Here is a 12416-nt window from a genome sequence, read left to right as displayed (position 1 = left end):
AGGCAAGCAGCCTCCTGTGTTTTGCGCACAATCCTATTAGGCGAAATTGGCGTTTACAAAGTCCCAGTTCACCAGCGCCCAGAAATTTTCAATGTATTTCGGTCTGGCGTTGCGGTAGTCGATGTAGTACGCGTGCTCCCACAAATCGCAGGTCAGCAAAGGTTTGACGCTTTCGTCGGTGAGCGGAGTGCCGGCATTGCTGGTGTTCACAATCGCAACGCTGCCGTCCGCTTTTTTCACCAACCAAGTCCAGGATGAACCGAAATTGTTGATCGCGGAATTGGTGAATTCTTCTTTGAATTTCTCAAAAGAGCCAAAAGCTGAGCGAATCGCATCTGCAACAGGACCAGTTGCTTCACCGCCACCGTTCGGGCTCAAGCAGTGCCAATAGAAAGTGTGGTTCCAAATTTGTGCAGCGTTGTTAAAGATGCCGCCAGTGGAAGTTTTAATGATTTCTTCCAGGGATTTACCTTCAAACGGGGTGCCGGGAACCAGAGTATTCAATTTGTCGACGTAAGCTTTGTGGTGCTTACCGTAATGATATTCCAGGGTTTCTTCAGAAATATGAGGAGCCAATGCATTTTTTGGATAGGGTAATGGAGGTAATTCGAATGTCATGATGTTCCGTCCTATTCTGATCGGGTGTTTTGTTTAGTGGGGCCAAAGTATACAAGCAAAGGCATTAATGGGGCCAATCGGGCAAAAAAAACGGTCCTTTCGGACCGTTTTTTCCACCAGCGGTGATTACATCATGCCGCCCATGCCAGGCACAGCGTGATCGTGGCCGCCAGCTGGTTTGTCTTCTGGCAGGTCTGCGATCATGGCTTCGGTGGTGATCATCAAACCAGCAATAGAACCAGCAGCTTGCAGTGCAGTGCGGGTTACTTTTGCAGGGTCGAGGATACCCATTTCCAGCATATCGCCGAATTCGCCAGTTGCAGCGTTGTAACCGTAGTTACCTTTGCCGTTGCGTACGCGCTCAGCAATTACGGAAGGCTCTTCACCAGCGTTGGCAACGATTTGACGCAGCGGAGCTTCCATAGCGCGACGAGCTATAGCGATACCAGCGTTTTGGTCTTCGTTATCACCTTTCAGGTCAGCAATAGCGTCTACTGCGCGGATCAGAGCGGTACCACCGCCAGGCACTACGCCTTCTTCTACAGCTGCGCGAGTAGCGTGCAGAGCGTCTTCTACACGAGCTTTCTTCTCTTTCATTTCGATTTCGGTAGCCGCACCAACTTTGATCACCGCAACACCGCCAGCCAGTTTAGCTACGCGCTCTTGCAGTTTTTCGCGGTCGTAATCGGAAGAGGTTTCTTCGATTTGAGTGCGGATTTGTTGTACGCGAGCTTGGATCGCTTTCGGATCGCCAGCGCCATCAACGATAGTGGTGGTTTCTTTGTTCATGGTGACGCGTTTGGCGGAACCCAGGTGCTCCAGAGAAGCACTTTCCAGATCCAGACCAACTTCTTCAGAAATCACAGTACCGCCAGTCAATACTGCGATGTCTTGCAACATGGCTTTACGACGATCACCGAAGCCAGGTGCTTTACAAGCAGCAACTTTTACGATGCCGCGCATGTTGTTGACCACCAGAGTCGCCAGCGCTTCGCCTTCAACGTCTTCTGCAACGATGACCAGAGGCTTACCGGATTTGGCAACGCCTTCCAGAACTGGGAGCAGTTCGCGGATGTTGGAGATTTTCTTGTCAACCAACAGAACGAAGGGGTTTTCCAACTCTACGTTCATGTTGTCTTGGTTGTTGATGAAGTAGGGAGACAGGTAGCCGCGGTCGAACTGCATACCTTCCACAACTTCCAATTGGTTTTCCAAACCACTGCCTTCTTCCACAGTGATAACACCTTCTTTACCAACTTTTTCCATGGCTTCAGCAATGATGTCGCCGATGGAAGAATCGCTGTTGGCAGAGATAGTGCCCACTTGGGCGATGGATTTGGAATCTTCACAAGGCTGAGCGATAGATTTGATGTGCGCAACAGCAGCGGTAACCGCTTTGTCGATACCGCGCTTCAGGTCCATCGGGTTCATGCCCGCAGCAACGGATTTCAGACCTTCGTTGACGATAGCCTGAGCCAACACAGTTGCAGTAGTGGTGCCGTCGCCCGCTTCGTCAGAAGCTTTGGAGGCAACTTCTTTCACCATTTGTGCGCCCATGTTTTCGAACTTGTCTTTCAGTTCGATTTCTTTCGCAACGGAAACACCGTCTTTAGTAACGGTAGGAGCGCCGAAGGATTTGTCGAGCACCACGTTACGGCCTTTTGGACCGAGAGTTGCTTTAACGGCATCTGCCAGAATGTTCACTCCCGCCACCATTTTTTGACGGGCGCTATCACCAAATTTTACGACTTTAGCTGCCATAATTTTTTCCTAGTGTTTGACTAATGGATTGGATGACCTGAATTACTGAAGAACGGCTTTGATGTCGTTCTCGCTGAGAATCACAAGTTCTTCGCCGTCAATTTCGATGGTGTCGCTACCGGCGTATTTGCCAAACACGACTATATCGCCAACTTTTACGTCAACTGGGCGCACTTCACCATTGTCCAGCACTCGACCAGAGCCAACAGCTACAACTTCGCCTTGATTGGGTTTTTCCTTGGCTGAACCGGGCAGAACGATACCGCCAGCAGTTTTTTGTTCTTCTTCCTTGCGACGTACCACAACACGATCGTGTAAAGGACGGATTTTCATTAAGGTTTCTCCAATAGTAACGTTTTAGATTTTTGTCCCGTTCGCCATGGGGCCGCTTGTTCATCTGCTCGAACAAGACCCGCAAACGGGCAGTTTGACATCTCCAGATACCGGAGTCCCCGCCCCGGCTTGAAGATGGCGCGGCGGGAGGAAAAAAGTCTGAGGCGAAAATGGGAGCGTTTTTGCCGATTTCAACACCCGAGGCAAAAAATATTTCACCTCAGTCTTCGATCCTCATCGTCCGGCTTGTCTTTATCATCACGCTCAAACTCGCCATCGATAATGTCGCTCGGCGAGCGTCTTTGCGACGACCAGCTTTCATAGTGCTGCACGTGAATGTTTGTGCTCACCGCAGCACGTGTGACAAACCAGCGCATTAAGACTGCGCGAATTGGCGGCAACAGGCAGCACAAACCAATGACATCGGAGATAAAACCGGGCAAAAGCAGTAGCAATCCGCCGATTGCAACGAACAAACCGTCCAGCATTTCCTTAGCAGGCATTTCCCCCACGGCGACTTTCTCGCGCACTAGCGCCACCACCGTATAGCTCTGACGGCGCAGCAAAAACACCCCTGCCACTGCGGTGAGTATCACCAGCGCAATGGTTGCCGCAGCTCCAATTTGCCGGCCCACCTGTATCAAAACAAACAGTTCCAACAGAGGCACAGCCAGAAACAGAAAAAGAAATACGCGCACTGAGCCCCCGGTGAAACATTCGAAAGCACTCAATGGGGTCCAGAGACGAAATTACAAGGCGCCCGGTTTAAACCGGGCGGTATGAGAGATCACTGATACCATCGAATGATGGCGGCTTGTTACCAGCCGTAATTGACACCTAGACGATAGATCGTGTCCTGCAAGGAGGCGTTGGGGTTTTGATCCCGAGCGTGGTTGACGTAGGCCCATTCGACGCTGAAGTTAGCGGAAATACCGAAACCGAGCGGAAAATTCAGGCCCGTATCCGTGCGCAGTTCCCATCGCTCCGTTTCGCCCTCTTCCGGTGCCACAATCGAATGGTTGAATTTATTCTTGTGATAGAAATTCAGACCGTTCTTCATTTTGTAACGGAAGTTGGTGGAAAACCGCATCGCCGGATAAGTATCTGGCTTAACGGACGGATCCGTCTGTTCCAAGTAAGTCCGGTTGAACTGCAAACCGGCTTCTACGTCGAGGGAGGAACGGCTATCTTCCCAAAACAAATGCCCGAGACCAGTCGAAGCACGGTATTCCTCGCGGATATTCCGGTTGTCATCGTGCTCCGCGGAAACCATATTGACCCAATACCAGCGCGGCAGAAAAAACCAGCTAAGGGAATAGGAACCCAGGCTGCGCTGAACATCGGTTTTGAAAACCCGATTGTTGTCGTAGTCAATGGAAGTAGTGCGCTGAATGTTGTAGTTGATATTGAAATCATGGCGCAGATCGCTGTGGCGCAAACGCACTTCGGTCATGATCTCCTGATATTCAACCTTGGTATTACCCGTCTGCTTCCAGCCGGTTACGCGCAAATTTCCGCCATAGGAATAGTTGGCTGCAGCGTGGTTGGCGTAAGGCACTACATGCTTGAGGCCCATCAGCGAATAGAGCTTCTTTTTCCCTTCACCGCATTGAAAACGAATTTTGCGACCTTTCATTTCCAGCCAGTAACACGGCTCTTCTTGCCCGCGAATTTTCAAAGGGGTGTCTGAGGAGAGCTTGTCAATTTGCGATTTGGGCAGCCGGAGTTCGCCCAAGCTGTCGGACTGCCAGATCACCATACCGCCTTCTATACCGCGCACTTCTCCGGCAATAGTATCTCCGTTGGTCAAAACCACTTGGCCTGCAAACGCAGGAACCGAAACTGAAAAACACACTAAAAGAGCGGACTGCGCAAAGCTGCGCTTCCGGAACATCAACATCGTATTCAAAACCAACATCTCTCCTGAAAATCAGCGCCGCAAGCTGTTAGGATGGACGCGCCATTTCAACGGGAAGCCTAAGACAAGACAGTGCCATGTCAAATTCAAGCGCCATTTTTGCCGTCATAAAAGCCATACCAGCCGGACGTGTTGCCACGTACGGTCAAGTTGCTCGACTGGCGGGTTTACCTGGTGCTGCGCGTCTGGTGGGACATACCTTGCGCAAACTGCCGGAGAATTCCCAACTGCCCTGGCATCGCATCATCAATGCACAAGGGCGAATTGCACTGCCAGAGGATTCCCCTGGCTATAGTGAACAGATCGCTCGCCTCCGAGACGAGCAGATTGAGGTGGTCGGTGGACGCGTATCCCTAAGTCGCTATCGATGGCGGCCAGAGCAGCTTTGATATGCCCGTTCCTTTCCGCTTGCCGCAAACCGACTCTTTAAATTTAGCCAATAACTTTGATCTTGAGGGCTTTTTTGCTTGGCCGTACCGGATTTGAATACCAGCCGACCTACTAACAACCTGCGCATTTTCCTCGACCGCCGGATTATTACCGTCTTTTGTTTTGGCATGTTGAGCGGCCTGCCGTGGGTCATGATCGGCTCCGCGTTGACGTTATGGTTGAAAGAAGCGGGCGTCAGCCGCACCGATATCGGCTACGCGGGATTCATTTTTACGGTATTCGCCATCAACTTTCTCTGGTCGCCCTTGCTGGATCAGGTCCGCCTGCCCCTGTTTCGCAAATTGGGCTCAAGGCGTAATTGGATTTTTTTGTGCCAGATTCTGATCGCAGCATCCTGCCTGCTGATGAGTACGCTCTCCCCCGCGAGTGGAGTCAAAATCATTGTGCTCACGGCGCTCCTAATTGCCATAGCCGCAGCGACTCAAGACATTGCCATAGACGCCTACCGGGTAGATTTGTTCGATGCCAAAGACGCAGCCTTTATTTCCGCAGGTGCGGCGGCGGCCACTTCTGGCTGGTGGACTGCCTTTGCCGGTCTCGGCATGGTGCCCTTGCTGCTGTCGGACCAGGGATGGAAATGGCCGCAACTGTATCTGTTGATGGGCGTAACCACTCTGGTGCTCGCCTCTTGTATTTTTTGGAGCCCCGCCCCGCCCACCTCATCGCGCCAAGAACATCTGAACAAGCTGCAACAGGGCAACCGGCAGCTTATGGCGCTAACATCTGCGAGCAAACGCAATGCATTGTTGTTTCTGCTGCTCGCCCCCATAGCGCTGGCGATTTGGACCTTAAGCGGCAATACCGGGCTGCCGACCGCACTGGTCAGTCACCCTTTGTGGATTCCCGCCGTTGTGGTGACAGAAGTGGCTTTATTTCTCGGGCTGCTGTGGTATCTGCATCAGTTGCAACACCAGTCTTCGGGATTGGGACGACCAAATGACGGCGTGTTAACGGCGTTTTACGCTTGGCTGCTAACCACCGTGGTCGCACCCTTTGATGACTTTTTTCAGCGCAACGGCACCCGCCTGGCACTCTCCCTTTTGCTGTTTATTGTGCTGTTCAAGCTCGGCGAGGCATTCCTCGGCCGCATGTCGATTGTGTTTTACAAGGAAGTCGGCTTTTCCAACACTGAAATTGCCGCTTACTCCAAGCTGCTGACCTGGGGCATCACTATGGCAGGCGCTATTCCCTGTGCGCTGCTCAATGCGCGCTTTGGTTTGGTGAAAGGCCTGGTGGTAAGCGGAATCTTTATGGCGGCGAGTAATTTGATGTTCTCGGTGCTCGCCTTTACCGGTCCCAATGTGCCCATGTTTATCGCCACTATAGTGGTAGATGGCTTAACCACTGCCTGGGCATCTGTTGCGTTTGTCGGTTTTATTTCGATGCTGTGCAGCCACACTTTCTCGGCGACGCAATACGCGCTTATGTCGTCCCTGGCATCCCTCGGCCGCACCACTTTGGCTGCGTTCAGTGGTCAGATGGTGGACGGATTGGGCGGCAACTGGGCGCTGTTCTTCGCCATTACGGCGTTTATGGTGGTGCCGAGCTTGTTGATTCTGATAGGCCTAAAAAAAGCACTTAATCAGCTTTACTCAGGCGCGAAAAAGGAAGAGCAATAAAATAGGAATTGGTCTTGCCGGGAGCCATACCAGTTCAGGGTTAAGGTGCGCACCACATCCCTGTGGATGAGGAGAGAACTGTATATATATACAGCTCCCGACAAGTTTGGCCATCATAGGCGGGCAGTTTGAGATTGGCAAGGGAAATAGAAACCAATTCAAAAATCAGCCAAGTACAGGCATTAGCTTCTAGGACTGCAGCAGAATAAAAATCGCCAAGCAGGTAACCCAAAACCACAAAGTCCGCGTATACAGGCGCTTGAGCGCGAGCACTTCCCGCTGCGTACAGTCGCAGGATTGCATTAATTCATCATCGACCGACAAGGCGCCGAGCACCGTTTCTCGCAGCACTTCGGTGGAAGTGCTACTCACGCTCAAGGCGAATTGCTTCCAGCGATTCACGCAGCCGACAAAATTACCCGTAATCGCAAAGCTGGCACCGACAAGTCGCACCGGCAGCCATTCCAACGCCCACACCCAACGTTTCAGTCGCTGGTTTTCCGGGCGCGCCTTGGAATACAAAAATGACAGTCGATAGAGCAAAGCACCTGCAGGTCCGAACAGTAGAAACCAGAAAAGCACTGCAAAAAGCCGTTCGAAACCTTGGTAGGCAGACGCTTCCAGCATGCGCTGGTGCAATCCAGGCCAATCACCCACAACCAATCCTTCAACAAAGGCGCCTTGCTTTTTTGCTTTGTTAATCGCGACATCCCAGGCGCCGTCGTTGCACGCCAGGGTATAGGCCACGGTTTCCGGCGCAAAATCACCTCGCCCCAGGGAATAAAGCAGTACTGCGGTTGCCAACACCAGCCAAAAACCGAGGGGCAGTACAAACGCCAAGGTGGCAACTATAGCAACTGGCACCAACAACACAGCAACCATTTGCAACCAGAGCCAGCGCTCAGGCCCAATCCATTCTTCCACCAGATCTATCCAGGAGTAGAAGGCTGTGTCCCTGTGCAATGGATTGCGCGAACCCCACAACTGAAGGGCTGCCAGCGCCAACAAAATCACGATCAAATACATGAATCGCTCCTATGAATTATGTCCGTCGAGCACTCTGAAGTAATGCGCCCAGTCGAAAGCCGGGCCGGGATCGGTTTTGCGCTCGGGTGCTATATCGCTATGCCCGACAATGCGCTGCCGGGTTATGGCCGGATAGCGCGCCATCAATGCCTGAGTTAATGCGGCCAGTGTTCGATACTGCAACTCCTCGTAAGGCTGCTCATCTGTGCCTTCAAGTTCAATACCGATACTGAAATCGTTGCAGTTGGAACGCCCCACAAAATTGGATACCCCCGCATGCCAGGCGCGATCGGCAAAGGAGACAAACTGGGTGATCTGCCCCGCTCGATCAATCAGACAATGAGCTGAGACCTGCAGATGGGCAATGGATTCGAAGTAAGCATGATCCGCGACCGGCAGGCTGTTGCAGAAGAATCGCTGGATATAACCCCCACCGAAATTCCCCGGTGGCAGGCTGATGTTATGGACAACCAGGAGGCTGATTTCGCCTGCGGGGCGAGCATTGAAGTTGGGGGACGGACAGCGCACGACGCCTTCCAGCCAACCGGAGGAGTCGATACTCAACTGCGGATTCGAATCGATTTGACGCTGCGCCACGCCCTGTCCATCAAAGAAAAAAGAAGGCGCAGTTTACAAGACTTGCTTGATCGGGGGCAGATCATATCGCGGCGACGACTATGCGTTTGGGTGCATAGCGTCACCGCGCCTAGTTGTTGTTAAGATCGAGCGTATTTTTGGCTTTGGCCTGGCGCAAATTGGTCACCACCGACTCCAGCGCCTTGTCGAACAGCATGCTGTGATCCAGCGGTCGCATATGCCCAGATTTCAGTGCCAGGGCAAGTTCGGTCTGCGTCTTCTCCGCGACCTTCATGCCGTTGCGATTGACGAAAATGTAACGGCCGGTCGGGCGGATAAAGGCGGCCAAACGACAGCGCAAGGCTTCGTTGCCCTCGCCCCCATCCAGATCAAACCAAGCACCCTGGGCAAAACTTGCCACCATCACCATATGCGGATCATCAGCGGGCAGGCCCGGCTCTTCTGGTTCGACCTTCTTCTCTGGCTCAGGCGCGACAGCTTGACGCGTTTCAACCTCTTTAGCGGCAGGAGCCTGTTGTTCACTTGGAGCCAATTCACCGCGAATTCGGGCCAGATGGATTTCTTCCAATCCAGTCAGCAGTTCAGCGACTTCAAAGGGGTTGTATGAGATGGAATCCAAGCCGCGACGCAGACGCAGAATCAAATCCGGAATCAACCGAATCAGCTTCTGGCGCTCAGCTTTAGTGGTGTGTGGCTGCACGCTCCACACCAGATCCGCCAGGACCTTGATCTGCTCGTCCCATTCCATGGATGAAAAACCGTATTTGAGGCCGTGAACAAAGAGAACATTGCTCCAGGGTCCTTTGATCAACCCCTGCACGATCTCCGGCAGAGTGTGACCAGCGGTTATCTTGTCGATCTCGCTGGCGACGGTCTTGCGCGCCAGTTCTGCACGGGCTTTGCCGTCCTCAGCATCCACTGTGCGTTTTTCCAGCACCGCCGCCCGGCGTTTTTCTTTTTCCACAAATGAAGTGAAATCCGCCAGAGCGTCTTTGAAGAGTTCCGGATTGTGATCGAACTGGCTGAGAACACGATCGACAATACTGCGCATAAAGCGCAACAGCGGATCATTGCTGATATCAGCATCACTACTCTGCCACTCAGACGCGACCGAGACCAGCTCATTGAGCAAACGGCGGGCCGGGTGACGCTTTTCCATCAAAAACTGCTCGTCGAGCAGCGCCATTTTCAATACCGGCACCTGCATACGGCCGATCAGATCGCGAAACGGCGGCGCCAGTGCCTGGTCCTGCAAAATGGAGCGAAACAGCATCTGCACCAGCCCCATGGTTTCCTTCTCCAGGCGACCGATCTCGACGTTCTGGCCGCGGCGATGCTGGACACTGGCCAGGATGCGCTCGAAATCCAAACCGCTGTCGCTATCGGCCGTTACCGGCAGCCGCTGAATAAAGGAAAGCAAGTTGAGAAGCTCCGCGCGGTTGGGCGGTAAATCCGGCATAGAGGCGGACGACGATGAGGTAAATGGTGCTCCACCACTAGCATCAAAGCTTTCGCTTTCCTCCGCTTCGGACGCATAGCGCCGCCCCATAACCACCTTGATGCCACCCGCTTCCAGGCAATCGATCATCAATTGGTTGATCTCAGGCTGGCGGCTCACCACCAGGCGATCAAACAGCTTGAACAAAATCAGCTTGGCCTTGATATCAATATCCAGCCGCTTGATTTGCGCCATTACCGCATTGCAGATAACGGCAGGGCTAAGAGGCACCTTCTGTTCATTAATGGGGGTTGGCAGGATTCGCGACAAGGCTTCGGCGATCGCTTGCAACACCTGGACATGCTCCCGCATGGCGCGCGCCACAGTGGATTCCAGTGCGACCAGCTGTTCGAGATCTTCGTTTTGTACCAGGGACAAGGCTTCGGCAGACAATTCGGCGTCGGATTTGGCGAGCGCCTTGCCCTCTTCCCCGGCCAGCCGGGAAAAGGCTTCATCGATCATCTCGAAAAAGCGGCGCTCACAGCTACGGCGTTGCACCCGCACTTCCCGCATGGAATCAAAGAACACATTCTGCTCGTGGTTACTTCGCGCTTTATCTGCCAAGTCAAACAAGGCATCATCCGCAGCATCGAAGTAGGTTTCGAGAGCGCTTGCGAGAAATTTTTGGCCCTGTTCGTTCAAACTGTGGATTACTGCGGGCAAACGGGCGAGACGAGCCCTAATCTGACGCTGAATTTCAGGCTCCAGTCGGATTACCTTCGCGCTGTCAGTCACTGCAAACCTCCGAAACAACTTAAGTATCCATGCATTTCAATCTAAACAATAAACAGTTATTCCTATTCCTAATACCAATTGTTTAGAAAAATCTTTGGAATCCATTCTAAAGTACCAAACACCAATTAAATGTATCACAGGGTGCCGAGCCGAGCGTGAGGAAATAAAAAAAACGTGGACTTAGTCTAAGATCGAATTAGCCACCTTTACTACTTAATTAGAACGAAACGATTTAATGAGCGATTCCAGTCCAAATTCAAAAACGGAAGTCAGGCTGGGCAAGGGCATGATCCTCGCCGGATGGCTGATTGCTTTGGCCTTACTTACCATGTATTTCAATCAATGGCTGAACGAGCGGCAAAATCCCAATGCCAATCCAATGACCTCAACGGAAGGCGGTGTCAACCAAGTCGTTCTGGTGAGAAATTTTCAACACCATTACGTAGCGAGCGGCAGCATCAATGGCGTCGAAGTGACCTTTATGGTGGATACAGGGGCAACGACCGTATCGATTCCGGCACATTTATCCGATAAATTAGGTCTTCGTTCCGGCGCCCCACAAATGGTCAACACCGCCAACGGCGTGGTGGAAACACGCGCAACCACCATACACGAATTACGCCTGGGAACCATCACATTAAATAATGTGCGCGCCAACATTAATCCTGGCATGCACGGCGACGAAATATTATTGGGCATGAGCGCGCTGAAAAATATCGAATTTACTCATCGCGATGGCACGCTGACACTAAAACAATACTAAACCCCTGACATGAAAAAATTCATGAATATTCAATTAAACGACATCATCCAAGATATTCGCCAAACCGTTGCTTTTGCCTTACAGGAAGATATTGGCAGCGGTGATATCACCGCGGAATTATTACCTGCTGATAAAGAAAACACAGCAACGGTTATTACGCGGGAAGATTGTGTGTTGTGTGGGACTGCGTGGTTTGACGAGGTTTTTGCGCAAATCGATCCCGCCGTCAAAATTGAATGGCATGCGAAAGACGGCGATTTTGTCGCTGCCGAAACCAAACTCGTCACTTTGCAAGGCAAGGCGCGCTCGCTGGTCACTGGTGAGCGAACTGCACTGAATTTTTTGCAACTATTAAGCGGCACGGCCACACAAAGTCGGAAATATGCTCAATTGGTGGCGGGAACTGATATCAAAATTCTCGACACCCGTAAAACCATCCCCGGCTTGCGCACCGCGCAAAAATACGCGGTCGCCGTCGGCGGCAGCCACAACCATCGCATCGGTTTATACGACGCCTTTTTAATTAAAGAAAATCATATTGCCGCCTGCGGAGGAATTACCGCAGCCATATTGCGCGCACAGGAATTGCATCCAGAAAAACCGATTATCGTTGAAGTGGAAAATTATCAAGAATTTTGTGAAGCTGCTTCCCATCCAGTTACCCGGATTATGCTTGATAATTTCAGTGCGGAAGACCTGCAAAAAGTTGCAGCTCATCCGAGCAATATTCCGGTGGAAGTGTCCGGCAATATCACCGCTGCTGAAATCGAGAAACTAGCTAAGTTAAAAATATCGGCCATATCGTCCGGCAGCTTGACGAAACACCTACGCGCAATCGATTTATCGATGAGGATCATTTGATCCCATCCACAAATCGGCGCATTCTTCCCAAACCTAAGACTTTGTTCCTATTTCTCCCGCCCGACAAATAACCTAAAATCGCGTGTCTTCTCCGGAGCGACGGCACGCTATCGGCAGCCCTGTACTAAACGGACTTTACCTATGCCATCTGATCTCCCGCTTCAAAGATCGCGCCCACCCTGGTTATCCGCAGCTTTTCAGCACCACGCCTGGTGCGTGAATGGAATCCGATTAACG

The 12416-nt window shown here is 52.0% G+C and carries 12 protein-coding genes; 4 read left to right on the top strand and 8 right to left on the bottom strand.

The window, feature by feature from the left end; translation table 11 throughout:
* Nucleotides 1–36 precede the first annotated feature (36 nt).
* The 5 genes from sodB to DWB84_RS08730 all read right to left on the bottom strand — a co-directional run bounded on the left by sodB (nt 37) and on the right by DWB84_RS08730 (nt 4522).
* Entirely contained in the window at nt 37–618 is a 582-nt protein-coding gene (gene sodB, locus DWB84_RS08750; RefSeq protein ID WP_187409378.1) for a superoxide dismutase [Fe], read from the bottom strand.
* Between the two features lie 126 nt (nt 619–744).
* Nucleotides 745–2379 (bottom strand): chaperonin GroEL, encoded by a 1635-nt coding sequence (gene groL, locus DWB84_RS08745; RefSeq protein ID WP_187409377.1) that lies wholly within the window; start codon nt 2377–2379, stop codon nt 745–747.
* Nucleotides 2380–2421: 42 nt separating this feature from the next.
* Nucleotides 2422–2712 carry a co-chaperone GroES gene (gene groES, locus DWB84_RS08740; protein ID WP_187409376.1) on the bottom strand — a complete coding sequence of 97 codons (291 nt, stop codon included), beginning with the start codon at nt 2710–2712 and terminating at the stop codon, nt 2422–2424.
* 215 nt (nt 2713–2927) lie between these two features.
* Nucleotides 2928–3410: an FxsA family protein gene (locus tag DWB84_RS08735; protein ID WP_187409375.1), complete on the bottom strand. Its 483-nt coding sequence runs from the start codon at nt 3408–3410 to the stop codon at nt 2928–2930.
* 119 nt (nt 3411–3529) lie between these two features.
* Complete coding sequence (locus tag DWB84_RS08730; protein WP_187409374.1) at nt 3530–4522, bottom strand: DUF481 domain-containing protein; 993 nt, start codon at nt 4520–4522, stop codon at nt 3530–3532.
* Between the two features lie 185 nt (nt 4523–4707).
* Between DWB84_RS08730 and DWB84_RS08725 the strand changes: the two genes are divergently transcribed.
* Complete coding sequence (locus DWB84_RS08725) at nt 4708–5019, top strand: MGMT family protein (RefSeq protein WP_187409373.1); 312 nt, start codon at nt 4708–4710, stop codon at nt 5017–5019.
* 78 nt (nt 5020–5097) lie between these two features.
* Nucleotides 5098–6699 (top strand): MFS transporter, encoded by a 1602-nt coding sequence (locus tag DWB84_RS08720; RefSeq protein ID WP_255428904.1) that lies wholly within the window; start codon nt 5098–5100, stop codon nt 6697–6699.
* A gap of 189 nt (nt 6700–6888) precedes the next feature.
* On the opposite strand, the gene ampE is transcribed toward DWB84_RS08720, so the two are convergent.
* The 3 genes from ampE to DWB84_RS08705 form a co-directional block, all read right to left on the bottom strand.
* On the bottom strand, nt 6889–7725 hold the full coding sequence (gene ampE, locus DWB84_RS08715) for a regulatory signaling modulator protein AmpE (protein ID WP_187409372.1): 837 nt from the start codon (nt 7723–7725) through the stop codon (nt 6889–6891).
* 9 nt (nt 7726–7734) lie between these two features.
* Complete coding sequence (gene ampD, locus DWB84_RS08710) at nt 7735–8322, bottom strand: 1,6-anhydro-N-acetylmuramyl-L-alanine amidase AmpD (protein ID WP_370589691.1); 588 nt, start codon at nt 8320–8322, stop codon at nt 7735–7737.
* 109 nt (nt 8323–8431) lie between these two features.
* A complete protein-coding gene (locus DWB84_RS08705; protein WP_187409371.1) occupies nt 8432–10555 on the bottom strand; it encodes a DUF1631 domain-containing protein in 2124 nt (707 codons plus the stop codon).
* A 235-nt stretch (nt 10556–10790) separates the two neighbouring features.
* Here DWB84_RS08705 and DWB84_RS08700 point away from each other — a divergent pair, with 235 nt between their 5' ends.
* On the top strand, nt 10791–11318 hold the full coding sequence (locus DWB84_RS08700; RefSeq protein WP_187409370.1) for a TIGR02281 family clan AA aspartic protease: 528 nt from the start codon (nt 10791–10793) through the stop codon (nt 11316–11318).
* A gap of 21 nt (nt 11319–11339) precedes the next feature.
* Nucleotides 11340–12179 (top strand): carboxylating nicotinate-nucleotide diphosphorylase, encoded by an 840-nt coding sequence (nadC, locus tag DWB84_RS08695; RefSeq protein ID WP_187409369.1) that lies wholly within the window; start codon nt 11340–11342, stop codon nt 12177–12179.
* Nucleotides 12180–12416 lie beyond the last annotated feature (237 nt).

It is taken from the genome of Saccharophagus sp. K07 (assembly GCF_014336955.1).
GTDB lineage: Bacteria > Pseudomonadota > Gammaproteobacteria > Pseudomonadales > Cellvibrionaceae > UBA5868.
The sequence above is the reverse complement of the archived record's forward strand: the minus strand, read 5'-3'. Positions and strand labels throughout refer to the sequence as shown.